This is a genomic window from Stenotrophomonas sp. (genome assembly GCF_035634915.1).
Lineage (GTDB): Bacteria > Pseudomonadota > Gammaproteobacteria > Xanthomonadales > Xanthomonadaceae > Stenotrophomonas.
Genome location: NZ_DASQCB010000009.1, coordinates 186,820 through 208,549 on the forward strand (window position 1 = coordinate 186,820; position 21,730 = coordinate 208,549).

At 68.1% G+C, this 21,730-nt stretch carries 20 protein-coding genes; 9 read left to right on the top strand and 11 right to left on the bottom strand.

Annotated features, from left to right (window positions below):
* Nucleotides 1-137: 137 nt before the first annotated feature.
* The 3 genes from VER16_RS07150 to VER16_RS07160 all read right to left on the bottom strand — a co-directional run bounded on the left by VER16_RS07150 (nucleotide 138) and on the right by VER16_RS07160 (nucleotide 3,812).
* The gene (locus VER16_RS07150; protein ID WP_324806671.1) at nucleotides 138-653 is read right to left on the bottom strand and encodes a cytochrome c oxidase assembly factor Coa1 family protein; all 516 of its coding nucleotides are present in this window, start codon (nucleotides 651-653) and stop codon (nucleotides 138-140) included.
* 25 nt (nucleotides 654-678) lie between these two features.
* Nucleotides 679-2,904, bottom strand: coding sequence for a S9 family peptidase (locus VER16_RS07155; RefSeq protein WP_324806673.1), 2,226 nt, complete (start codon nucleotides 2,902-2,904; stop codon nucleotides 679-681).
* A 218-nt stretch (nucleotides 2,905-3,122) separates the two neighbouring features.
* Nucleotides 3,123-3,812, bottom strand: a complete 690-nt coding sequence (locus VER16_RS07160; RefSeq protein ID WP_324806675.1) for a glutathione binding-like protein — start codon at nucleotides 3,810-3,812, stop codon at nucleotides 3,123-3,125.
* 111 nt (nucleotides 3,813-3,923) lie between these two features.
* Here VER16_RS07160 and VER16_RS07165 point away from each other — a divergent pair, with 111 nt between their 5' ends.
* Complete coding sequence (locus VER16_RS07165) at nucleotides 3,924-4,550, top strand: TIGR00645 family protein (RefSeq protein WP_324806677.1); 627 nt, start codon at nucleotides 3,924-3,926, stop codon at nucleotides 4,548-4,550.
* A gap of 198 nt (nucleotides 4,551-4,748) precedes the next feature.
* Entirely contained in the window at nucleotides 4,749-5,753 is a 1,005-nt protein-coding gene (locus tag VER16_RS07170) for a TonB family protein (protein WP_324806679.1), read from the top strand.
* A gap of 76 nt (nucleotides 5,754-5,829) precedes the next feature.
* On the opposite strand, the gene VER16_RS07175 is transcribed toward VER16_RS07170, so the two are convergent.
* The gene (locus tag VER16_RS07175; protein WP_324806681.1) at nucleotides 5,830-6,084 is read right to left on the bottom strand and encodes a hypothetical protein; all 255 of its coding nucleotides are present in this window, start codon (nucleotides 6,082-6,084) and stop codon (nucleotides 5,830-5,832) included.
* A gap of 77 nt (nucleotides 6,085-6,161) precedes the next feature.
* Between VER16_RS07175 and VER16_RS07180 the strand changes: the two genes are divergently transcribed.
* Nucleotides 6,162-6,950, top strand: coding sequence for a helix-turn-helix transcriptional regulator (locus VER16_RS07180; protein ID WP_324806683.1), 789 nt, complete (start codon nucleotides 6,162-6,164; stop codon nucleotides 6,948-6,950).
* A 105-nt stretch (nucleotides 6,951-7,055) separates the two neighbouring features.
* Here VER16_RS07180 and VER16_RS07185 read toward each other — a convergent pair whose 3' ends face one another.
* The 5 genes from VER16_RS07185 to VER16_RS07205 form a co-directional block, all read right to left on the bottom strand.
* Nucleotides 7,056-8,240, bottom strand: coding sequence for an ABC transporter permease (locus VER16_RS07185; protein WP_324806686.1), 1,185 nt, complete (start codon nucleotides 8,238-8,240; stop codon nucleotides 7,056-7,058).
* The gene (locus VER16_RS07190) at nucleotides 8,237-8,983 is read right to left on the bottom strand and encodes an ATP-binding cassette domain-containing protein (RefSeq protein ID WP_324806689.1); all 747 of its coding nucleotides are present in this window, start codon (nucleotides 8,981-8,983) and stop codon (nucleotides 8,237-8,239) included. Before VER16_RS07190 ends, VER16_RS07185 begins: the two co-directional genes overlap by 4 nt.
* Nucleotides 8,980-10,518, bottom strand: coding sequence for an alpha/beta hydrolase (locus tag VER16_RS07195; RefSeq protein ID WP_324806692.1), 1,539 nt, complete (start codon nucleotides 10,516-10,518; stop codon nucleotides 8,980-8,982). Before VER16_RS07195 ends, VER16_RS07190 begins: the two co-directional genes overlap by 4 nt.
* Nucleotides 10,519-10,636: 118 nt before the next feature.
* Nucleotides 10,637-11,797 (bottom strand): GGDEF domain-containing protein, encoded by a 1,161-nt coding sequence (locus VER16_RS07200; RefSeq protein ID WP_324806694.1) that lies wholly within the window; start codon nucleotides 11,795-11,797, stop codon nucleotides 10,637-10,639.
* 355 nt (nucleotides 11,798-12,152) lie between these two features.
* Nucleotides 12,153-12,902 (bottom strand): ferredoxin--NADP reductase, encoded by a 750-nt coding sequence (locus tag VER16_RS07205; RefSeq protein WP_324806696.1) that lies wholly within the window; start codon nucleotides 12,900-12,902, stop codon nucleotides 12,153-12,155.
* Between the two features lie 84 nt (nucleotides 12,903-12,986).
* On the opposite strand from VER16_RS07205, the gene VER16_RS07210 reads away from it, so the two are divergent.
* From VER16_RS07210 to VER16_RS07225, 4 genes are all read left to right on the top strand, one after another.
* Complete coding sequence (locus VER16_RS07210) at nucleotides 12,987-13,955, top strand: ABC transporter ATP-binding protein (protein WP_324806698.1); 969 nt, start codon at nucleotides 12,987-12,989, stop codon at nucleotides 13,953-13,955.
* Complete coding sequence (locus tag VER16_RS07215) at nucleotides 13,952-14,761, top strand: ABC transporter permease (protein ID WP_324806700.1); 810 nt, start codon at nucleotides 13,952-13,954, stop codon at nucleotides 14,759-14,761. Before VER16_RS07210 ends, VER16_RS07215 begins: the two co-directional genes overlap by 4 nt.
* Nucleotides 14,762-15,158: 397 nt before the next feature.
* Nucleotides 15,159-16,100, top strand: a complete 942-nt coding sequence (gene panE, locus VER16_RS07220; RefSeq protein WP_324806701.1) for a 2-dehydropantoate 2-reductase — start codon at nucleotides 15,159-15,161, stop codon at nucleotides 16,098-16,100.
* Nucleotides 16,100-17,014 carry an NAD-dependent epimerase/dehydratase family protein gene (locus VER16_RS07225; RefSeq protein WP_324806703.1) on the top strand — a complete coding sequence of 305 codons (915 nt, stop codon included), beginning with the start codon at nucleotides 16,100-16,102 and terminating at the stop codon, nucleotides 17,012-17,014. Before panE ends, VER16_RS07225 begins: the two co-directional genes overlap by 1 nt.
* Before the next feature lie 92 nt (nucleotides 17,015-17,106).
* Here VER16_RS07225 and VER16_RS07230 read toward each other — a convergent pair whose 3' ends face one another.
* Complete coding sequence (locus VER16_RS07230) at nucleotides 17,107-17,904, bottom strand: TatD family hydrolase (RefSeq protein ID WP_324806705.1); 798 nt, start codon at nucleotides 17,902-17,904, stop codon at nucleotides 17,107-17,109.
* Nucleotides 17,905-17,971: 67 nt separating this feature from the next.
* Here VER16_RS07230 and hrpB point away from each other — a divergent pair, with 67 nt between their 5' ends.
* A complete protein-coding gene (gene hrpB, locus VER16_RS07235; RefSeq protein ID WP_324806707.1) occupies nucleotides 17,972-20,476 on the top strand; it encodes an ATP-dependent helicase HrpB in 2,505 nt (834 codons plus the stop codon).
* A gap of 137 nt (nucleotides 20,477-20,613) precedes the next feature.
* Nucleotides 20,614-21,003, top strand: a complete 390-nt coding sequence (locus VER16_RS07240; protein ID WP_108770423.1) for a hypothetical protein — start codon at nucleotides 20,614-20,616, stop codon at nucleotides 21,001-21,003.
* Between the two features lie 109 nt (nucleotides 21,004-21,112).
* Here the strand turns inward: VER16_RS07240 and VER16_RS07245 are convergent, their stop codons facing one another.
* Entirely contained in the window at nucleotides 21,113-21,652 is a 540-nt protein-coding gene (locus tag VER16_RS07245) for a pseudouridine synthase (RefSeq protein WP_324806710.1), read from the bottom strand.
* Between the last annotated feature and the right edge of the window lie 78 nt (nucleotides 21,653-21,730).

A 21,730-nucleotide genomic window follows, 5' to 3' on the forward strand; every position in this document is an offset into this window, starting at 1 on the left:
TGAGGCTGGCAGGGGTGGGGCTGCCGCGCGGATGGCAGTCGAGCAAGCTCGACGCTACAAGAGCAGGTGATCCGTCGAGCAAGCTCGACGCTACAGAAGCAGGTGCTCTGTCGGGCAGGGTCGACGCTACGGCGCGATCACAAGGCCAGGGTGTGGGGGCAGTCGCCGTGCTCCCGGCATGCCTGCAGCGCGCATTCCCCCGCCGCTTCGGCATCATCCAGCGCGGTCAGGTCGAAGGTCTTCTTGTCCTCGCCCAGTACGTACATCACCGGGTAGTCCCAGACGTCGTCGCGGCGGGTGCCCTGCACGATCAATCGTCCCTCCCCCTGCGGCCCTTCCAGGGCCACGGTCAGGGCAACGTCGCGCTGGCCGTTGAAGCCGGTCTGCATGCTGCCCAGCGGCATCGCGCCGGCGCGCAGCGGCTCGCCCAGCACCTGCACCAGTTCGATGTTGCAGCCGGCACGCCGCATGGCCTCGCGCATCGGTGGGCTTTCGTGCGCGGCGTCGCTCCAGCGCAGCAGGCTCCAGGCGACCATGCCGCCCATCACCCCCAGCAGCAGCAGGACCGACAGCGGCATCGCCCAGCGCCAGTTGCGCCGCCACCAGCCAGTGCTGGCGGGGCGGTGGCCGGGAATCGGAGGTGGCAGGTGCATCGGCGGGCTCCTTCCCGTGGGTCGATCAGGGCTTCAGGCAGCGGTCCAGGAAGGCTTCGGCCACGCGGTAGCGGTGCAGTGCATCGGCACCGGACAGGCCGTGCTTGGCGCCGGGATAGGTCATCAGTTCAAACGGCTGGCCACGCTTCTGCAGCGCGCTCATCAGGCTGGTCGAATTGGTGAACAGCACGTTGTCGTCGGCCATACCGTGGATCAGCAGCAGCGGCGAGCGCAGGCCCTCGATGTGGGTCAGCACGCGCGCTTCGCGGTAACCGGCTTCGTTGCGCTTGGGCAGGTCCATGTAGCGTTCGGTGTAGTGGCTGTCGTACAGGCCCCAATCGGTGACCGGTGCGCCGGCCACGCCGCAGGCATAGCTGTCCGACGCCTTGGCCAGCAGCATCAGGGTCATGTAGCCGCCGTTGGACCAGCCCTGCACGCCGATGCGCGCCGGGTCGACCCACGGCTGCTGCTTCAGCCACGCCACGCCACGCAGCTGGTCGGCCACTTCCACCGTGCCCTGCTTGCCGTACAGCGCGCCGCCGAAATCACGGCCGCGGCGCGGGGTACCGCGATTGTCCAGCGAGAACACCACGTAGCCCTGCTGGGCCAGGTACTGGTTGAACAGGTGGTCGCCACGCCCAGGCCAGCTGTCGGTAACGGTCTGGCTGGCCGGGCCGCCGTACACGTACACCGCCACCGGGTAGCGTTTGGACGGGTCGAAGCCGGCCGGCTTGATGAGGCTGTAGTTCAGCGGGGTCTTGCCGTCGGCGGCGGTCAGCGTGCCGAACTCGATCGGGCGCTGCGCATCGCGGTAGCGCGCATAGGGATGCTTGGGGTCGGCTAGGTCGTTCTCGAGCAGGGTGGCGATCTTCTCGCCGTTGGCACGGAACAGTTCGATCTGCGGCGGGGTGGTGCTGTTGGACCAGGTGTCCACATACACGCTGGCGTTGTGCGCAAAGCTGGCGGTGTGCATGCCCGGCGCCTGGGACAGGCGCTGCGGCTGGCCACCCTGCAGCGACACGGCGTAGATCTGGCTTTCGCGCGCCGAATCGATGCCGGCACGGAAGTAGGCCTTGCCGGCCTTTTCGTCGACGGCCAGCAGTTCGTCCACCGACCAGTCACCGTGGGTCAGTGCGGTGGCCTTGCCCTTGGCATCGATGCGGTACAGGTGCTGGAAGCCGGTGCGTTCGGACGACCACAGCACGCTGCCATCGTCGAGGAAGCGCAGGCTGTTGTGCAGCGGTACCCAGGTCGGGCTGGTCTCGTGGGCGAGCACGCGCTGGCGGTCGGAATCGAGCGCCACTTCCACCAGGTCCAGCAGCTTCTGGTCGCGCGACTGGCGCTGGAAGCTCAGGTGCTGCGCATCGCGCCAGTCGACGCGGGCCAGATAGATGTCCTGTTCCTTGCCCAGGTCGACCCAGTGGGTCTTGGCCGCGGCGGCCGGTGCGATCACGCCCAGCTGCACGCGCACGTTGGCATCGCCGGCCGCCGGGTAGCGCTGTTCGACCACATCGGTGCGGTCGGCGTAGACCTCGTAGCGCTTCTGCACCGGCACCGGTGCTTCGTCGATGCGGGCAAAGGCAATGGCCGAATCGTCCGGCGCCCACCAGTAGCCGGTGTGGCGGTCCATTTCCTCGTCGGCCACGAACTCGGCCACGCCGTTGCCGATGGTGGTGCTGCCATCGGTGGTCAGCTGCAGCTGCTTGCCGCTGGCCAGGTCGATCACCCACAGGTTGCGGCCGCGGATGAAGCTGACGAAGCCGCCCTTGGGCGACAGCTTGGCATCGGTGGCGAAGCCTTCGCCGTGGGTCAGCTGGCGCACGGCCGCTGCACCCTGCTGCTTCAGGTCGTAGAGGTACAGTTCGCCGCCCAGCGGGAACAGCAGGCGCTGCGCGTCCGGCGACCACTGGTAATCGACGATGCCGGTCATCGCGGCGATGCGCTGGCGCTCGCGGCGGGCCTTTTCTTCATCGCTGAGGGTTTCGGTGCCGGGCAGCACTACCTTGGAGTCGACCAGCAGGCGGGTCTGGCCGCTGCCGATGTCGTAGCTCCACAGGTCCAGCTGGTTGCGGTCGCTGTCCTTGCCGCGCAGGAAGGTCACGCGCGAGCCATCCGGGGCCACCTTGGGTTTCATCAGGGTCGGGCCGGACAGCGGCAGCGGGCCGGTGATGGCTTCCAGGGTGAGTTTTTCAGCGTGGGCGGCGGTACTGGTGGCGAGCATGAGGGCGAGCGAGGCGAACAGATGGCGCATGGAAGATCCCGGCAAACGGCAGGTCCACCGCGCGCCAGGCGCGCAGCGGTCGTACCCCCATCCTAACCAAGCCAGTGAGCGAAGGCAGCATGACCTTCTGCCCATGCCCAGTTGCTGGGGTCAGAGCCCTTTGCGTGGCAAAGGGATCTGACCCCGGGCGGGACACCTGCCGTCAGTAGATCCACGCCATGCGTGGATGATGCCGACCCCAGGGCCGGTCAGCGCTGGCCGAACAGGTGCTTGCGCTCTTCCTCGCTGAGCGGCTTGCCTGCGTTGGGGTTCACCTGCTGGCGCAGGGCGTAGGCGCGCTGGGTGGCCGGGCGCGCGGCAATGGCGTCGTGCCAGCGCTTCAGGTTCGGGAAGGCGGCGAAATCGACCGGAAGCTTGTCGTAGGCGCCAATCCACGGGTAGCTGGCCATGTCGGCGATGGTGTATTCATCGCCCGCCAGGAAGGCGTGGTCGGCCAGGCGTTTGTCCATCACCCCGTGCAGGCGGCGCACTTCGTTGTCATAGCGCTCAACGGCATAGGGGATCTTTTCAGGCGCGTAGACGTTGAAGTGGCCCATCTGGCCGCTCATCGGGCCCAGCCCGGCCATCTGCCAGAACAGCCATTCCAGGGTAGTGACGCGGCCGCGCGGGTCGCTGGGCAGGAACTGGCCGGTCTTTTCGGCCAGGTACAGCAGGATCGCGCCGGATTCGAACACGCTCTGCGGCGCGCCGCCATCGGCCGGGGCATGGTCGACGATGGCCGGCATCTTGTTGTTGGGCGAAATGGCCAGGAATTCCGGCTTGAACTGGTCACCCGAGCCGATGTTGACCGGGTGGATGCGGTATTCCAGGCCGGCTTCCTCCAGCAGCAGGGTGACTTTGTGGCCGTTGGGGGTGGGCCAGTAATACAGGTCGATCATGGCGTCGGCTCGGGGTTCGGAAGGAACCTGAAGTCTAGTGCGTGAGTTGGCTTGGCACCGTCATGGAGGCCCGGTAACCTCGCTTCTCCCTCGAAACGCAGCATCCCCCGCATGAGTGCAAACCGCCTGCCGCCCTCCCCGCTGTCCAACCTGATCTTCGCCTCGCGCTGGCTGCAGCTGCCGCTGTACCTGGGCCTGATCGTGGCGCAGTGCGTCTACGTGTTCCTGTTCGGCAAGGAACTGTGGCACCTGATTTCGCATTCGGCCTCGATGGGCGAGCAGCAGATCATGCTGATCGTGCTGGGCCTGATCGACGTGGTGATGATTTCCAACCTGCTGGTGATGGTGATCGTCGGCGGTTACGAGACCTTCGTGTCACGCCTGCGCCTGGAAGGCCACCCGGACCAGCCGGAATGGCTGAGCCACGTCAACGCCAGCGTGCTGAAGGTAAAGCTGGCGATGGCGATCATCGGCATCTCCTCGATCCACCTGCTGAAGACGTTCATCGGTTCTGGTGCGCTCGGCGGCATTCCGCTGTGCCCGCCGGAGCGCATCGCCACCGCGGCTGCCAACATTGGCGAGCAGACCTGCTCCACCCTCACCGCCGACGGCGTGCTGTGGCAGACCATCATCCATTGCGTGTTCATCCTGTCGGCCATCGGCATTGCCTGGACCGACAAGCTGATGTCGGGCGGCCACGACAAGGCCGAGGGCCACGGCAAGCCCTCCGCGCATTGACCTGCAGGGGCGATAGCGACCCCTGATGTCGCTATCGCCTCCAGCCTGCCCTTGTACGCAAGGGTAGGCGGGATGCTAGATTGCATCCTCGCCGTTGTCGGCGGCGGCGTCGGGAAACGCCAGCCGCCACGCCTGGACCCCGGTCCGGGCCATGCAGATCCACGGCTTACGTAACGTCGTCTTCTAAAGGGGAGCAGGATGTCGCACGTCACAACGATCGCTGCCGCGCGCCGGTGGGTGCCGGTTGCCCTGGTACTGGCCCTTGCCGCCTGTTCGGGCAAGGAAGAAACGCCGGCACCGGCTGCCGCAGGTGCCACCGCGCCCGCCGCCGCGCCTGCAGCACCGGCCGTGGCGGCCAAGGTGCAGTCGATGGGCACTGAACAGCTGCGCGATTCGGCCAGCCAGGCGCTTGCCGAGAACCGCATGTACGCCCCGGCTGGCGACAACGCCATCGAGTACTACCTCGCGCTGCGCGACAAGACCCCGGACGACGCCTCGGTGAAGAGCGCGCTGACCGACCTGCTGCCCTACACCCTGATTGCCGCCGAACAGCACCTCGGCCGCGAGGACTTCACCGAGGCCCAGCGCCTGGTGGCGCTGATCGAGAAGGTGGACCCGAGCGCACCGGCCCTGCCGCGCCTGAAGGAAGGCCTGACCAAGGGCGTGCAGGTCGCTGCCAAGCGCACCGAGGACGAGACCGCCAAGGTCAAGAAGGATGCCGAGGACCGTGCCAAGCAGCTGGTCGAACAGCAGCGCCTGGCCGAGCAGCGCACCAAGGAAGCCGAAGCGGCCAAGCAGATTGCCGCCCAGCAGGATGCGGCGCGCCGCGAAAGCGAACGCGTGGAGGCAGACCGCCAGGCCGCCGCGCGTCGCGAGGCCGAGCAGAAGCAGCAGCAGGCCGCTGCCCAGCAGGCCAGCGCCGCCCGTGCGGCTGCGGCGACCGCCGCGCCGACCCTGCGGCCGGTCAGCACCCCGGCACCGCGTTACCCGGCCGAGGCACTTCGCTCGGGCACCTCGGGCGAAGTGCTGATGGAGCTGACCGTCGGAACCGACGGCTCGGTGACCAACGCCCGCGTCCTGCGTGCGACACCTTCGCGCGTATTCGACCGCGAAGCACTGAACGCGGTGAAGCGCTGGCGCTTCGAACCGGTGGCCGCCCCGGTCACCACCCGCCGCACGCTGGTGTTCGCACCGGGTGGTTGATGGCGTCACGGTAGCGCCGGGCCATGCCCGGCGAGACACCCCCACAAGGCCCGGAGCGATCCGGGCCTTGCTTGTTTCAGCGCTCGCCGTCGATCAGCTGCTGCAGCGCCGGATCACGCGCCGTCAGGACCTGGAAGAGGCCGAGCGCGTGCAATGCCGGCAACAAGCTGCGCAGATCAGCCTCGGCCGCGGCACGTGTGGTATCGCTGACTGTCGGATCCTGCCAGTCGCGGGCGCTGGCGAGGAAGGCGCCGACGCTGCCCTTGCGCACGGTCAGCCCGTTCACCTGCACGTCGTTCTGCTGGCCGGGAAGGATGTCCTGCGGTTTCATGGGAAGTGCTCTCTGGGAATGGACGCCCAGTGTCAGGCTTGCGGCACGACCGTTCTGCCGTATAACTGCCAACTGATATGGCAGACCAGCCAAACCCGACGCCCTTGATCGAACCCGCACTGGCCGACGCTGGCACCGGGCAGTGGCTGCTGGGCGCGCAGCTGGCAATGACAGGACCTCGCCGCACCGCGCGGCACCGGCACGCACGCGGCCAGTTGCTGGGTGCACATCACGGCCTGCTGCGCATTGAAGTGGGTAGCCATCATTGGCTGTTGCCTGCCGGGCACGTCGCCTGGGTGCCGCCTGATTTACCACACGCACTGGCCAGCATCGGTGTCTTCGATGGTTGGAGCCTCTACTTCAGTCCTGCGGCCTGCATCGCATTGCCCACTGCGCCGCGTGTATTCCAGCCCAGCGTGCTGCTGCAGGCGGCGGTACCGCGCGCCCTGCAGTGGCCGCATGGCGCTCTGGAGGATGCGCAGCTGAGGCTGGCGGGCGTGATTGGCGACGAGATTGGCAGCAGCACGCCGCTGCCGCTTGCACTTCCGCAACCGCTCGACCGTCGCCTGCGACGCATTGCCGCCACGCTGGCGCGCGCACCGCATGACAACCGCAGCGTTGAAGATTGGGCACTTGCCAGTGCGCTGTCCGGCCGTACCCTGGCCCGCCATTGGCTGGCCGAAACAGGCATGACGTTCAGCCAGTGGCGGCAGCGCTTGCGTGTGCTGCTTGCGCTGCCTCGTTTGCTGGCAGGGGAGACCGTCATCGAGGTCGCCCTGTCAGTGGGTTACGAAACACCCAGTGCCTTCATTGCCGTATTCAAGCGTGAGATGGGGGTGACCCCGGCGCGATATGGCGTGGAGTGAGGTCTGCCATCGCAGTTCGGAAAACAACGAGGCCCGGCATGACCGGGCCTCGCTGCACATCCGCCGGGCGTGGCCCGGCGCTACCGTTTGCCCGTCCCCTTTTTTTCAGCCGGAGATGGCGAGGCGTTCCTGGTGGTAGCGGCGCACGGCGGCGAACCACAGGATGGCCGCCAGGCCCAGGCTGGCGCCGAGGTAGATCGCCCAGATGGTCGGGGTGATCACTTCGTGGCGGATCACCTTCAGCAGCATCTGGTTCTGCGACAGGAACGGCACCGCGTACTGCCACAGCTGGCTCTTCACCGGGTAGGCCATCAACGCGTAACCCGGCAGCATCGGCATCAGCACCAGCCAGGTCATGTGGCTCTGGGCTTCCTTCATGCTCTTGGCGGCGGCCGACAGGTAGGTCAGCAGCGAGGTGCCGATCAGCAGCATCGGCAACATCACCAGCAGCATCTGCACCATCGAGAGGATGTTCATGTTGAGCTGCCGGCCGACGTTGCCCGAGGCGAACTGGGCGCTGACCTTGAACGCGACCAGTGTCAGCAGCAGCGACACGAACCCGACCACGCAGGCAGCGCCGATCTTGCCGCTGACAATCGCGCTGCGTGATCCGGGCGTGGCCAGCAGCGGCTCCAGCGACTGCCGCTCCCGTTCGCCCGCCGTGGTGTCCATCACCAGGTAGGCGCCGCCGATGAAGGAGGTCAACGTCAGCAGGATCGGCAGAAGGGCCGACAGCATCATGCCGCGCTTGGCCTCGGTACTGGCCATGTCCTGGGTGGCCACGTCCAGCGGCCGCGCGACCTGCGCATCCACGCCACGGGCCATCAGGCGCAGGGCGCCCACCTGTCCGTTGTAGGTCGACAGCGCCGCCTGCAGGCGCGCACTGGGAACCTCGGCGGCGCGGCGCGTGCTGTCACGGATCACTTCCACCAGGGCCGGCTTGCCATCGGCCCAGTCCTTGCCGAAATCCGCACTGATGCGCAACGCCACATCGATGTCCTGGGCGCGGATGGCGTCGGCGAGGTCCTTCGGCGCGGTGGTGGCATTGAGCCCCTGCGCGGCGAGGAAGCGGACCAGGTTCGGCGCGTGCTCGGCACCAATGGTGGGGATGTCCAGCGGCTGTTCGATCTGGGTGCGGAAGCGGCTTTCCGACAGCTTGCCCATGCCCAGGATCAGCAGCGGGTACAGCAGTGGGCCGAACAGCAGGGTCAGCGCGAGGGTGCGGCGGTCACGCGAGAGGTCGCGCAGTTCCTTGCGCATCACCGTCATCAGGGTCGACATCTTGCTCATGCGTGCAGGCCCTCTTCGCTGCCGATCAGTTTCACGAACGCGTCTTCCAGGTTGGTTTCACCGGCCTGCGCACGCAGTTCATCGGCACTGCCGGCGGCCATCACGGTGCCCTTGGCGATGATGACGATGTGGTCGCACAGCGCGCCCACCTCCTGCATGATGTGGCTGGACAGGATCACGCAGCGCCCTTCCTCGCGCAGGCCCAGCAGGAACCGGCGCAGCGCGCGGGTGGTCATCACGTCCAGGCCGTTGGTGGGTTCATCGAGGATGACGTTGCGCGGGTCGTGCACCAGTGCGCGGGCAATCGCGGTCTTGGTGCGCTGGCCCTGCGAGAAGCCATCGGTCTGGCGGTCGAGGATGTCGGCCATGTCCAGCGCGTGCGACAGCACCTCGATGCGTTCGCGGATGCGCTGCGCCGACAGGCCGTGCAGTTCGCCGAAGTAGGTGATGTTCTCGCGCGCGGTCAGGCGCTTGTACACACCGCGTGCATCGGGCAGCACGCCCAGGTGGCGGCGCACCTCCACCGGGTCGCGCGCGGCATCGATGCCGTCGACGGTAATGCTGCCCTGGTCGGGCGTCATCAGCGTGTACAGCATGCGCATGGTGGTGGTCTTGCCGGCACCATTGGGGCCGAGCAGTCCGGTGATCTGGCCATCGGCGGCGCGGAAGCCGACGTTGGCCACCGCCTGGACGCGACCGGTGCGGGTGTCGAAGGCTTTGTGCAGATTGTCGGCGACGATCATGGGGTCCATCCGTTGAACGAGGTGAACGCCGGCACGTGGGTCAGCGTGTCCAGGCAGCTGGTATCGAGCGCCTTGGCATCATTGGCATCGATGAACTGGCCCAGCAGGCGCGGCATGCAGCCAGCAGTGAGGGTGCCGTGGCCCTGGCCGCGGGCGACCAGCGCGCGACCGTTGGGCAGGCCCTTGAGCACCTGCTCGGCATAGCGCGGCGGGGTGACCGGGTCCAGTTCACCGGACAGCAGCAGCACCGGCAGGTCGCTCTTCAGCGGAGCGGCCAGCGTGGTGGCGGCCGGCTGGTGCGGCCACACCGGGCAGGCAGCGAAGAATGCACGCGCCGCCTCCGGGCCGAACAGCGCATCGTCGTTCTCTGCCGGGGCCTGGTAGCGCGGCGCATCCTCGCTGCAGATGACCGACCACTGCATGCCGCGGTTGATCTGGAAATCCATGGTGCGGGTGGCGCCACGTGCCAGCGAGGCCAGCGGTGCGTATCGGCCCTGCGCGGCTTCATCGAGCACCAGCGGCAGCAGCGATGAGTACTGCGGTACGTAGGAGAAAGCGAAGGCCAGGCCGACCACGCTGTCCGGGGTCAGCACATCCTGGCGCGGCGCGTTGGTGCCGGGGTCGCGGTAATCGACGGTAACCGGCGCGCGGCGCAGGGTGGCGGCCACCGTGCGCAGCTGCTCGCGGGCATCGACCGGGAAGCGCTTGCTGCAGGCGGCATCCTTGCGGCACTGCGCCGACTGCAGCGTGATGGCGTTGTCGAAGGTGCTGGCGAAGTCACCGCCGACCACCAGGTCGTTGGGTACCACGCCATCGATGACCAGGCTGCGGGTGTGCTGCGGGTAGGCGATCGCGTAACGCTGGGCCACGCGGGTGCCGTAGGAGCCACCGACCAGGTTCAGCCTGTCGGCGCCCAGCGCCTGGCGTACCGCGTCCAGGTCGGCGATGGCCTCGGCGGTGGTGTAGAAGCGCGCGTCGGCGCGGCCCTGCAGCGATGCCGCGCACTGCTGCGCATAGTCACGCATCACCGCTTCGGTCGGCGCCGCATCCTCGTCCATCTTCAGCGGGGTGCCGTCGGCCGCCAGGCAGCTGAGCGGGTTGGAACCGCCGGTGCCACGCTGGTCGATCAGGAACACGTCGCGCTGCTTGCGCACCTGGCGCAGCGCGGTATCGACAACGACCGCCACTTCGCTGGCCGCCTGGCCGGGGCCACCGGCGAGGAAGAACACCGGGTCGGGCTGGGCGTTGCCGCTTTCGTCCGATTCCAGCCAGGCGATGCGCAGGTTGATCCTGCGGCCCTCGGGGTGGGCGCGGTCCTCTGGCACCTGCAGGGTGCCGCACTGGGCTTCGACGTTGGCGCTGGCGCCAACCGTGGTCAGCGTGCAGGGACGGAATTCAATCGACCCGTAGTGCTGGCTGGGCGTGTCCCTGCCCTCGGCGGCCCCCGGCGCCGGGGCACTGCACCCGCCAAGCAGCACACTGGCCAACAGCATGCTGGCCGATAGACCGGCCAGTCCGAAATGGTGTTTTTGCATCGTGCTTGATTCCCCTGGAGGACGTTCCTGTCGACCACGACGGGTTGCCGCGGCAGATGTGACCAACTCGTTGAACAAACTTACACGGCCCTGATGCTGGCGGCGATGGGCAATCTGGCTAGGCCGACACAGCAGATGCCACCAACCGGTCGCGGCCTTCGGCTTTTGCCCGGTACAGCGCGTTGTCGGCACGGGCGATCAGGTCGGCCAGATCGCTATGGCCGTCATCCATGGCCAGGCCGATGCTGGCGGTGACCGCCACCGGACCAGTGTCCAGCGGGGCCGGCCGTTGCTGCAGTGCATGACGGATGACCGTCGCCAGACGTTCTGCTTCGCCGGCGCTGCCGGGCAGCAACAACAGGAACTCCTCGCCGCCATAGCGACTGAGCAGGTGCGGGTGGCGGCGCGCGCACTGCTGCAACACACCGGTGAAATGCTGCAGTACCTGGTCGCCCGCCAGATGCCCCCAGCGGTCATTGATCGCCTTGAAGTGATCCACATCCAGCAGCAGCACCGCCAGCGGACGCTGCAGGCGGCGCACCTGCTGCAGCTGGTCGGCCCCATCGGCCAGCACCGCGCTGCGGTTGAGCAGGCCGGTGAGGCCGTCGGTGCGGGCAGCGCGGCGCAGATCCACCATCAGGCGCTCGAGCAGCAGCAGGACCAGCGCGAAGCAGCGCGCCAGTTCCAGCATCACCCCGGCCAGATAGGTAAGGAACATCGGTGAGCCCGACCGCATGATGTCCTCGCCCGCGTCGGCATCCACCGGCAGGAACAGGCGCACGACATAGACCAGCACCTCGGCCAGGAATACCGCTGCGGCCAGCCGGCAGCTGATGCGTTGTGCCGGTGGCGCGTTGCGCAGCAGCAGCGCAGCGATCCAGCTGTTGATGACAATGGTGAACACGCTGAACACGTGCAGGCGGATTTCCAGACTGGGCCACGGCACCAGGAACAGGAAGATGCCCGCCAGGAACGCCCCCGCCAGCCCGAGCGCGCGCCACAGCGGCATCGGTTGGCCCAGGTGCAGGGCCATGCCGAGCAGCATCAGTACGCTGGAGGCGGCCATGGCCGCATTGCCGCCGAGGATGGCCGGCGCCTGCGGCAGCCATGGGCGCAGCCCCAGCAGGATCACGCCCAGGGTCAGCAGCCACAGGCTGGTCGTCCACAAACGCAGCACCGGTTGCCCGCGCAGCACCACCAGGAGCAGCGAAAAGCCCGTGGCGATACCCATGCACAGCAGCAGGCCGAGTACACCGATGGTGGGAAGGTCCAGGGACATGCGATCCGTGCAGGCCGGGCGATGCCCGCATCCTAGCGCGTTCTGGCCGATCCGCTGTCGCGGGCGGGAATACGCAGGCAAGGATGCACGCGATGCCCGCTGACCCGTTTGCATGGAAACCAGGGGCGCGATGTCATTCGTGCGTTTTTCGGAATGTCTGCAGGGTGGATGCACTGCTCTGTGCAGAGACTCCCTGGGTCTTCCACGGGTGGTTGCCTACGGCAGGCGATCCTGCGCCGACTCAAGCGGTCGTCGGCCATGCAGGAGCGCGAGTGCGGTGACAGGTGCGGATGACACCTCGTAGATGACCCTGCCCCGGGGCCGGTCGGCATGTTGCTGCGGGAGGGTGCCGGCCTTACTTGCTGCTGACGTACTTCTCGCGGCGGATCTGCGGGTTGCCCAGCCCGGCAGCCTTCAGCGCCTCGGCGCAGGCATCGACCATGTCCGGATTGCCGCACAGGTAGGCGATGTCGGTGGCCGGGTCCGGGGTGAAGCCTGCCAGGGCCTGCTGGACGTAGCCGTGGTGCACGTCCGGGTGCGGGTCGGCCGGCAGTTCGCGCGACAGGCACGGCACATAACGGAAGTTCGGGTGCTTTTCGGCGAAGCTGTAGAAATCTTCGCTGTACAGCAGCTCGCCCGGGCTGCGCGCGCCCTGCAGCAGGACCACCTGCACGCCGCGCTCGGCCATGGCTGTTTCCAGCAGCGGCAGCATCGACCGGTACGGGGTGACGCCGGTGCCGGTGGCGATCAGCAGGTAGCGGGCATTGTGGTCGCCGGGGTTCAGGCAGAAGCGGCCGTACGGGCCGGACGCACTGACCTGGCCGCCAAGGTCCAGCGCCTCGAACAGGGCGGTGGCGGCGCCGCCGGGCACGAAGCTGACGGCGATGTCCACCGCCTCGCCCGGGCCCAGCGCGTGGTCATGGATGGTCGCCAGTGAGTAGCTGCGCTTGGTTTCGGTGCCATCGGCGTAGCTGAAATGGACCTGGATGAACTGGCCGGGCTGGAAATCCAGCGGCTGGCCGTCATCACGCACGAACTGGTAATGGCCGACGGTGGGCGCCAGCATGCGGCGGCCGACCAGCTTGATGGGGAATTGGACAGGCACGACTTTTCGGGACAGTGTGTAGCCGGGGCAAGCCCTCGGGGTCTTCTATAATAGCTCCTCCCCGCCCCTCTCCAGCGCCAGCCCATGGGCGCGAAGGCTTCGAGCTTGGCTTCCCTGAACGATACGGCGCCCGCCCTGCGCGTGCGCGACCTGCGCAAGACCTATGACAACGGCACCCAGGCCCTGAAAGGGGTTTCCCTGGAGGTCGCCCCGGGCGATTTCTTCGCCCTGCTCGGCCCCAACGGCGCCGGCAAGTCCACCCTGATCGGCATCATCAGCTCCCTGGTCAACCTCAGCGAGGGCCAGGTGGAAGTGTTCGGCAGCGACCTGGTGCGCAACCGCAGCGCCACCATGCGACTGATCGGCCTGGTGCCACAGGAAATCAACTTCAACCTGTTCGAAAAGCCCTTCGACATCCTGGTCAACTACGCCGGTTTCTATGGCGTGGCCCGCGAGGAAGCGGAGAAGCGCGCCGAAGAGGAACTCAAGCGCGCGCACCTGTGGGAAAAAGCGCAGGTGATGAGCCGCACCCTGTCCGGTGGCATGAAGCGACGCCTGATGATCGCCCGCGCGATGATGACCCGCCCGCGCCTGCTGATCCTCGACGAGCCGACCGCCGGCGTGGACATCGAGATCCGCCGCGACATGTGGCGGGTGCTGAAGGAGATCAATGCCGCCGGCACCACGATCATCCTCACCACCCACTACCTGGAAGAGGCCGAGTACCTGTGCCGCAACCTGGCGATCATCAACCACGGCCAGATCGTCACCCAAGGCCCGATGCGTTCGCTGCTGGCCAAGCTCGATGTGGAAGGCTTCCTGCTGGACATCGACGGCGACCTGCCCGCGCAGCTGCCGGTGATCGAGGGCGCCACCCTGACCGCGCCGGACCCGCACACCCTGGACATCGACATGCCGCGCGCGATGGACCTCAACCGCGTGTTCGCCACGCTGAACGAGGCTGGCATCCGCGTGCGTTCGATGCGTACCAAGAGCAACCGCCTGGAGGAGCTGTTCGTGCGCCTCACCGGCAACCAGGAGACCTCCGCATGAGCGGTACCCCGAACACGCCCGCTGCGCCGATCACCGACGGCCAGCGCAACCGCATCGCCCTGATGACCATCGTGCGCCGCGAAGTGGCGCGCATCCTGCGCATCTGGGGCCAGACCCTGGTGCCGCCGGCGATCACCATGACCCTGTACTTCCTCATCTTCGGCGGCCTGATCGGTTCGCGCGTGGGTGACATGGGCGGTTACAGCTACATGCAGTTCATCGTGCCGGGCCTGGTGATGATGAGCGTGATCCAGAACAGCTACGGCAACATCAGCTCCTCCTTCTTCGGCGCCAAGTTCGGCCGCCACGTGGAAGAGCTGCTGGTGAGCCCGATGCCGAACTGGGTGATCCTGTGGGGCTATGTGGCAGGTGCGGTGCTGCGCGGCCTGATGGTCGGCGTGATCGTGCTGATCATCGCCATGTTCTTCACCCCGGTGCGTATCCCGCACCCGCTGGTGACGCTGACCACGGTCATTCTCGGCGCGACGATCTTCTCGCTGGCCGGTTTCATCAATGCGGTGTACGCCAAGAAGTTCGATGACGTGGCGATCGTGCCGACCTTCATCCTGACCCCGCTGACCTATCTGGGCGGTGTGTTCTATTCGGTGAAGCTGCTGCCGGGCTGGGCCGAGGCGGCCACCCATGCCAACCCGATCTTCTACATGGTCAATGCGTTCCGCTACGGCCTGCTGGGCAGCAGCGATGTGCCGGTGTGGGTGGCGTATGCGCTGATGCTCGGCTTCGTGGTGGTGCTGACGGCACTGGCGCTGTGGCTACTGCGCCGTGGCGTGGGCATGCGCAGCTGAGGGTGGCCTGCAGGGCCTGCGGCCCTGCACCCGCTGCAACAAGCCAGAGCAACGTCAACGTCAACGTCAACAGCTGGCATTCCGTGGGATGGCGGGGCGGGTCCGGTGGCAGGGGACGCCGTAAACCCCCAGTCCGGCCCAGCCGCTGGCGGCTGTGCGTTCGGGCGCTTGCGAAGCAGTGCTTCGCAAGCAAAGCGCCCTCACCCATGGGGGCTTGGTCGCCGCATCCATGCGGCTCACACCCCTGCCACCGGACCCACCCCGCCTTCGACAGTTGGCCGGTGGCCAGGACGAGGCGTAAACCCGTAGAGCCGAGCCTATGCTCGGCTCTTTTTTTGCCTGCAATCTCCGGCACAATCGGGGATCGAACACTCCCCCAGAAAACGGTGAACGTGCAATGCGCATCCTGATTCTCGGCGCCGGTGGTACCGGCGGTTACTTTGGCGGCCGCCTCGCCCAGGCCGGCGTGGACGTGACCTTCCTGGTCCGCCCGACCCGCGCCAGCCAGCTGGACCGCGATGGCCTGGTCATCCGCAGCCCCGTAGGTGACGCCAGCTTCCCGGTGCAGCACGTCACTGCCGACGCCCTGCCCGCGCTTGCCACGCAGCAACCCTTCGACCTGGTCATCCTCAGCTGCAAGGCTTACGACCTGGACAGCTCGATCGAAGCGATCGCACCGGCGGTGGGCGCCCACACCACCGTGCTGCCCATCCTCAACGGCCTGCACCACTACGGCGCGCTGGATGCACGCTTCGGTCGCGAGGCCGTGCTTGGCGGCCTGTGCTTCATCAGCGCCACCAAGGCGCCCGATGGCGCAGTGCTGCACCTGGGCAAGCCGGCCAAGCTGACCTTCGGCGAGCGCGATGGTGGTGGTGCGATCTCCGAGCGCGTGCGTGCCTTCGCCGCCGCGTGCGCGCAGGCCAACCTGGACCACCTGGCCAGCGAGCACATCGGCCGGGAGCAGTGGATCAAGTACACCTTCCTGACCGCGCTTGCGGCCGCGACCTGCCTGCTGCGCGCGGACATCGGCACGATCGTCGCCACCGATGATGGCGAGGCCATCGTGCGCGGCCTGTATGACGAGTGCCTGGCCGTGGCCGAGGCGGCCGGTGAACCGGTGCCGCAGGCCGCACAGGACACGGCACGCGGCACGCTGACCCAGGCCGGTTCTGCGCTGAAGGCTTCGATGCTGCGTGACCTGGAAGCCGGCCAGCAGGTGGAAGCCGCGCACATCGTGGGCGACATGCTGGTGCGTGCGCGCACGGCCGACCAGGAAGGCCTGCTGCTGCAGGTGGCCTACAGCAGCCTGCAGGCCTACCAGGCGCAGCGCAGCGCGTAATGGTGGCAGCCACGCCACTGCCGTCGCCGGCGCTGATTCTCGGCATGGGCTGGAGTGGGCGCGTGCTCGCCGCGCAGCTGCAGGCGCGTGGCGTGCAGGTGTCGGGCACGGTGCGCGATCCATCGGCGGTCACCGACGATGGACTGCAGCGCCACCGCCTGCATGCCGATGCCGCGCCGTCAGCGGCATTGCTTGAGGCCATCGCGCAGGCACAGGCCGTGCTGTGCTGCGTGCCACCGGATGCGCAGGGCGATCCTGCACTGCGCCAGCTGCTGCCTGCGCTGCAGGCCAGTGCGGCGCTGCGCTGGGTGGGCTATCTGTCGTCGATTTCGGTCTATGCCGATCGTGACGGTGGCTGGGTGGACGAGAACAGCGAGGCCGATGCCAGCGAAACCGCTGGCGTGCAGCGCCGCCTGGCCGAAACGCAGTGGCGGGCCCTGGCCGACGCGCGTGGCATCGCCTCGGCGGTGTTCCGTCTGCCGGGGCTGTATGGGCCTGGCCGCAATGCGCTGCTGCAGCTGGCCGAGCGCCGCGCGCGCCATGTCGTACGGCCCGGACTGGTGTTCAACCGGCTGCATGTGGAGGATCTGGCGGCGGTGGTCATCGCGGCGATGCAGCGGCCCACGCGGGACGGGCTGTACCTGCCCGCCGATGACGAACCCGCGCCACCGCAGGAGGTACTGGCCCATGCCGCGCAGCTGGGTGGATTCACGCTGCCACCGGCGATGGCCTGGGATGACCCGGCGGTGAGCGCGACGCTGCGACGCTTCTACGCAAGCAACAAGCGCATCGACAGCCGAGGTACACGCCAGGCACTGGGGTGGGTGCCGGAGTTTGCGACGTATCGGGAGGGATTGAAAGATCTGGCCGCTGCGCTCGCCGGGCGTGGCCCGGCGCCACCGCGCGACTTCTGATTCCCACCGCTTCGCTCGCCGGGCGTGGCCCGGCGCTACCGTCCTGTGTCCACCGCTCTTGTAGAGCCGAGCATGGGCTCGGCTCTACAGGGTCAGCCTGCGTCGGGCAGGCGGAAGAACGCGCGCGTGGCCGCCGTAGCATTGGCCGCAGTCACTGCCACGTCTTCGCCACGGTCGCGGGCCAGTTCCTCGACGATGTGCGGGAGGAACATCGGTTCGTTGCGGCGGTCCTTCGGCATCGGCTTCAGGGTGCGCGGCAACAGGTACGGGGCATCGGTCTCGATCATCAGGCGGTTGGCCGGGATGTTCTTCACCAGCTCACGCAGGTGCGCGCCGCGGCGCTCGTCGCACAGCCAGCCGGTGATGCCGATGTACCAGTCCTGGTCCAGGTATTCGAACAGCTCGTCACGTTCGCCGGTGAAGCAGTGCACCACCGCCGGGCCGATGCGGCCTTCGAAATTCTTCATCTGCGCCATGAAATCGGCATGCGCGTCGCGCTGGTGCAGAAACAGCGGCTTGCCATTGTCCGCCGCCAGCTGCAGCTGGCGCTCGAAGGCGCGATGCTGGGCCGGGCGCGGCGAAAAGTCACGGAAGTAATCCAGACCGCACTCACCCACCGCCACCACCTCCGGATGCGCATGCAGCGCGCGCATTTCGGCGTCGCATTCTTCGGTGTACTCCACCGCATGGTGCGGGTGCACGCCGGCGGTGGCGTACAGGAAACCCGGATGCTGCTGGGCCAGTTGCACGGCCAGCGGGGAGTGCTCGCGGCTGGCGCCGGTGATGACCATCTGCACCACGCCGGCCTGCCGTGCGCGGTCCAGGACGGCATCGCGGTCGCGGTCGAAGGAATCGTGGGTCAGGTTGGCGCCGATATCGATCAGGTGCATGGTCATCGCGGGGGAAAAGTGCCCGCGCATTGTACCCGCGCCGGCCATGGCCCCTTATCCTTTGCACATGAACGCCCCGCTCTTCCCGATTTCCCCGCTGCTGCCGCAGATCCAGCAGCACCTGGCCGCGCAGCCGCGGCTGGTGCTGGAAGCGCCGCCCGGCGCCGGCAAGACCACCCAGGTGCCGCTGGCCCTGCTCGATGCGCCGTGGCTGCAGGGCCGGAAGATCATCCTGCTGGAACCGCGCCGTGTGGCCGCACGCAGCGCCGCGTTGTTCATGGCGCGGCAGCTGGGCGAAGAGGTGGGCGGCACCGTCGGCTACCGCATCCGCTTCGAGAACAAGATCTCGGCGCGCACCCGCATTGAAGTCGTCACCGAGGGCATTCTGACCCGCATGCTGCAGGACGACCCGATGCTGGAAACGGTCGGCGCGATCCTGTTCGATGAATTCCATGAGCGTCACCTCAGTGGCGATCTCGGCCTGGCCCTGGCGCTGGACGTGCAGGCGCAGCTGCGCGACGACCTGCGCCTGGTGGTGATGTCGGCCACGCTGGATGGCGAGCGCCTTGCCCGCTTCCTCGATGCGCCGCGCCTGAGCAGCGAGGGGCGCAGCTACCCGGTGGCGATCAGCCACTTCCCGGCACGCCGCGATGAGGCGCTGGAACTGCAGGTGCGCCGCGCGGTGCAGCAGGCCCTGGCCGAGCATCCCGGCGACCTGCTGGTGTTCCTGCCCGGCCAGCGCGAGATCGCGCGCGTGCAGGCGGGTCTGCAGGAATCGCTCGACGACGGGGTAGAGGTGCTCGCGCTGCACGGCGAGCTGCCGGTGGATCAGCAGGCACGCGTGCTGCAGGCCGCCAGTGATGGCCGCCGCCGCGTAGTGCTGGCCACCAACGTGGCCGAATCTTCGGTGACCCTGCCCGGCGTGCGCGTGGTGATCGACAGCGGCCAGGCGCGCGAGCCGCGCTACGACCCCAACAGCGGCTTCACCCGGCTGGACGTGGTGGCCATCGCGCAGGCGTCGGCCGACCAGCGCGCCGGCCGTGCCGGACGCGTGGCCGAGGGCGTGGCGTGGCGGCTGTGGCCGCAGTCGCAGCGGCTGGAGCCGCAGCGCCGCGCCGAGATCGACCAGGTGGAACTGGCCGGACTGGCACTGGAACTGGCCGCGTGGGGCAGCAGCGATCTGCGCTTCCTCGACCCGCCCCCCGCCGGCCCGATGGCCGCCGCACGCGAACTGCTGCAGCGCCTGGGTGCGCTGTCGGACACCGGCGCGATCACCGCACTTGGCCGCCGCGTACTGGCGCTGGGCACGCACCCGCGCATGGCGGCGATGCTGCTGGCCGCGCCCGATGCGCGCGCACAGGCGCTGGCTGCCGATCTGGCCGCACTGCTGGAAGCACGCGATCCGTTGCGCCAGGGTGGCGATGCGCTGGCCGCACGTTGGCGTGCGCTGGCGGCGTTCCGCAGCGGTCGTGCCCCGTCGGATGCCAACCGCAGCGGCCTGGCCGCCATCGATGCGGCCGCCAAGCAGTGGCGTCGGCGCCTGCGCTGCGAGGCGACCCCGCCCAGCAGTGTCGAAGCACATGCGCTGGGTGATCTGCTGGCCCACGCTTTCCCCGACCGCATCGGCTTCCAGCACCCCAGCGATCCGCTGCGCTACCTGCTGGCCAACGGCCGCAGCGCGCGCCTGCACGAACTGAGCGACCTGCGCGCCGAGCCGTGGCTGGTGGCAAGCGAGCTGCGCTTCGAATCGCGCGATGCGCTGCTGCTGCGCGCTGCACCGGTGGATGAAGGCTACCTGCGCGCCGCGTGGCCGGAGCGCTTCGTCACCGAAGACACCGTGCGCTGGGACAGCGAGCGCCGCGCCCTGGTGGCCCTGCGCGAAACGCGCTTCGACCGCATCGTGCTGGACAGCCGCTCGGCCGGCCGCGTCGACCCGCAGCACGCCGCGCAGGCACTGACTGATGCAGTGGCCGAACTCGGCCTGTCCTCGCTGCCGTGGACCGAGGGCCTGCGCCAGTGGCAGGCGCGGGTGGAATCGCTGCGCCGCTGGATGCCCGAGCTTGGTTTGCCCGACTGCAGTGATGAGGCCCTGCTGGCCAGCCGTGCGCAGTGGCTGCAACCGGCGTTTGCTGGCAAGACCCGGTTGGATGCCTTGGACGAGAGCAGCTTCGGTGAAGCGCTGAAGTCGCCGCTGGAATGGTCGCAGCGGCAGCTGGTGGAGCGCCATGCACCGACCCGCATCACCGTGCCCTCGGGGTTGGAACGGCCGATCAGCTACGCACTGGACAGCGAGAGCGGCGAGCCGCTGCCGCCGGTGCTGGCGGTGAAGCTGCAGGAGCTGTTCGGCCTGGCCGATACCCCGCGCATCGCCGATGGCCGCGTGCCGCTGACCCTGCACCTGCTGTCCCCGGGCGGCCGCCCGCTGCAGGTGACCCAGGACCTGCGCAACTTCTGGGAAAACACCTACGCCGAGGTAAAGAAGGAAATGAAGGGCCGTTACCCGCGTCATCCCTGGCCGGACGACCCGTGGACGGCCACCGCCACGCACCGGGCCAAGCCGCGCGGGACGTGACCGGTCGTGCCGGCCGCAGACCCTGCCTGTTCCTGAATGGCTGCGGTAGAGTCACCTCATCGACGGCTCTGACTGACATACCGTTTACAGGCCGCACGACACACTGGACTTCGACCCGAGGCAAAGGACCCCCACCGATGAGCAAGCTGACCGTAATCACCGACCGCGCCCTGGAGCGCGCCCTGGAACTGGCGCACACCGCCGGAGACGGCCTGAAGAGCGCCGGTGGCAGCCTGCGCCATTTCGGCCCGCAGGCCAGTGACTGGATCAAGACCGGCGCTGCCGTGGGTGCGGTGAAGACCGGCGGCAAGGTCGCCACCAAGTTCGTGCGCCGCAACCCGGCGGTGGCCATCACTGCCGCTGCCGTGGGCGTGGGCCTGCTGGGCTATGCGCTGTACCGCAAGCAGCAGAAGAAGAAGGCGGCCAACGGCCAGGTGGTGAATGGGCAGGCCAAGCGCATCAACGCGCGTGACCGCCGCAACCACACCGTGGTGGACGAGCACAGCGATATCGGCAGCGACGCTTGAGGTCGGCCTGCGGGTCAGAGCCCTTCCTGTGGAAGGGGTCTGACCGCGATCCAGGGTCGGATCCCTTCCGCAGGAAGGGCTCCGACCCTTTTCGTTTCTGCAGTCCCGCTCAGCCGATCTGCCGCCACTGCCCCGGCTGCAGATCATCCAGTCGGTACGGGCCCATCGATACCCGCACCAGGCGCAGGGTCGGCAGGTTCACCGCTGCGGTCATCCGCCGCACCTGGCGGTTGCGCCCCTCGCGGATCGTGATCGCCAGCCAGCTGTCGGGCACGGTCTTGCGGAAGCGCACCGGTGGATCGCGCAGCCAAAGGTCGGGGGCCGGATCCAGTCGCTCGATCTTCGCCGGCAGGGTCGGCCCATCGTTCAGTACCACGCCATCGCGCAGCTGCTGCAGCTGCTCATCGCTGGGCGTGCCTTCCACCTGCACCCAGTAGGTCTTGTCAGCCTTGTGCCTGGGGTCGGTCAGCTTGTGCGCCAGCGTGCCGTTGTCGGTCAGCAGCAGCAGGCCCTCGCTGTCATGGTCGAGCCGGCCAGCAGCGTACACGCGCGGCGGCAGGCCGAAACCAGCCAGCGTCGGACGCGGTGGCACGCTGCGGTCGGTGAACTGGCACAGCACGTTGAAGGGCTTGTTGAAGGCGATGAGCATTGCGGACGCGGCAGGCGGCGGGGTGATGCATTGTCCCACGCCGCGCTGCGCGCCCGCCGGGCGTGGCGGCCCGGGATT

What these genes read in the sequence shown, in the direction of transcription:
- VER16_RS07150 (WP_324806671.1), bottom strand. Translation starts at nt 653, where the DNA reads ATGCACCTGCCACCTCCGATTCCCGGCCACCGCCCCGCCAGCACTGGC.
- VER16_RS07155 (WP_324806673.1), bottom strand. Translation starts at nt 2,904, where the DNA reads ATGCGCCATCTGTTCGCCTCGCTCGCCCTCATGCTCGCCACCAGTACC.
- VER16_RS07160 (WP_324806675.1), bottom strand. Translation starts at nt 3,812, where the DNA reads ATGATCGACCTGTATTACTGGCCCACCCCCAACGGCCACAAAGTCACC.
- VER16_RS07165 (WP_324806677.1), top strand. Translation starts at nt 3,924, where the DNA reads ATGAGTGCAAACCGCCTGCCGCCCTCCCCGCTGTCCAACCTGATCTTC.
- VER16_RS07170 (WP_324806679.1), top strand. Translation starts at nt 4,749, where the DNA reads ATGTCGCACGTCACAACGATCGCTGCCGCGCGCCGGTGGGTGCCGGTT.
- VER16_RS07175 (WP_324806681.1), bottom strand. Translation starts at nt 6,084, where the DNA reads ATGAAACCGCAGGACATCCTTCCCGGCCAGCAGAACGACGTGCAGGTG.
- VER16_RS07180 (WP_324806683.1), top strand. Translation starts at nt 6,162, where the DNA reads ATGGCAGACCAGCCAAACCCGACGCCCTTGATCGAACCCGCACTGGCC.
- VER16_RS07185 (WP_324806686.1), bottom strand. Translation starts at nt 8,240, where the DNA reads ATGAGCAAGATGTCGACCCTGATGACGGTGATGCGCAAGGAACTGCGC.
- VER16_RS07190 (WP_324806689.1), bottom strand. Translation starts at nt 8,983, where the DNA reads ATGATCGTCGCCGACAATCTGCACAAAGCCTTCGACACCCGCACCGGT.
- VER16_RS07195 (WP_324806692.1), bottom strand. Translation starts at nt 10,518, where the DNA reads ATGCAAAAACACCATTTCGGACTGGCCGGTCTATCGGCCAGCATGCTG.
- VER16_RS07200 (WP_324806694.1), bottom strand. Translation starts at nt 11,797, where the DNA reads ATGTCCCTGGACCTTCCCACCATCGGTGTACTCGGCCTGCTGCTGTGC.
- VER16_RS07210 (WP_324806698.1), top strand. Translation starts at nt 12,987, where the DNA reads ATGGGCGCGAAGGCTTCGAGCTTGGCTTCCCTGAACGATACGGCGCCC.
- VER16_RS07215 (WP_324806700.1), top strand. Translation starts at nt 13,952, where the DNA reads ATGAGCGGTACCCCGAACACGCCCGCTGCGCCGATCACCGACGGCCAG.
- panE (WP_324806701.1), top strand. Translation starts at nt 15,159, where the DNA reads ATGCGCATCCTGATTCTCGGCGCCGGTGGTACCGGCGGTTACTTTGGC.
- VER16_RS07225 (WP_324806703.1), top strand. Translation starts at nt 16,100, where the DNA reads ATGGTGGCAGCCACGCCACTGCCGTCGCCGGCGCTGATTCTCGGCATG.
- VER16_RS07230 (WP_324806705.1), bottom strand. Translation starts at nt 17,904, where the DNA reads ATGCACCTGATCGATATCGGCGCCAACCTGACCCACGATTCCTTCGAC.
- hrpB (WP_324806707.1), top strand. Translation starts at nt 17,972, where the DNA reads ATGAACGCCCCGCTCTTCCCGATTTCCCCGCTGCTGCCGCAGATCCAG.
- VER16_RS07240 (WP_108770423.1), top strand. Translation starts at nt 20,614, where the DNA reads ATGAGCAAGCTGACCGTAATCACCGACCGCGCCCTGGAGCGCGCCCTG.
- VER16_RS07245 (WP_324806710.1), bottom strand. Translation starts at nt 21,652, where the DNA reads ATGCTCATCGCCTTCAACAAGCCCTTCAACGTGCTGTGCCAGTTCACC.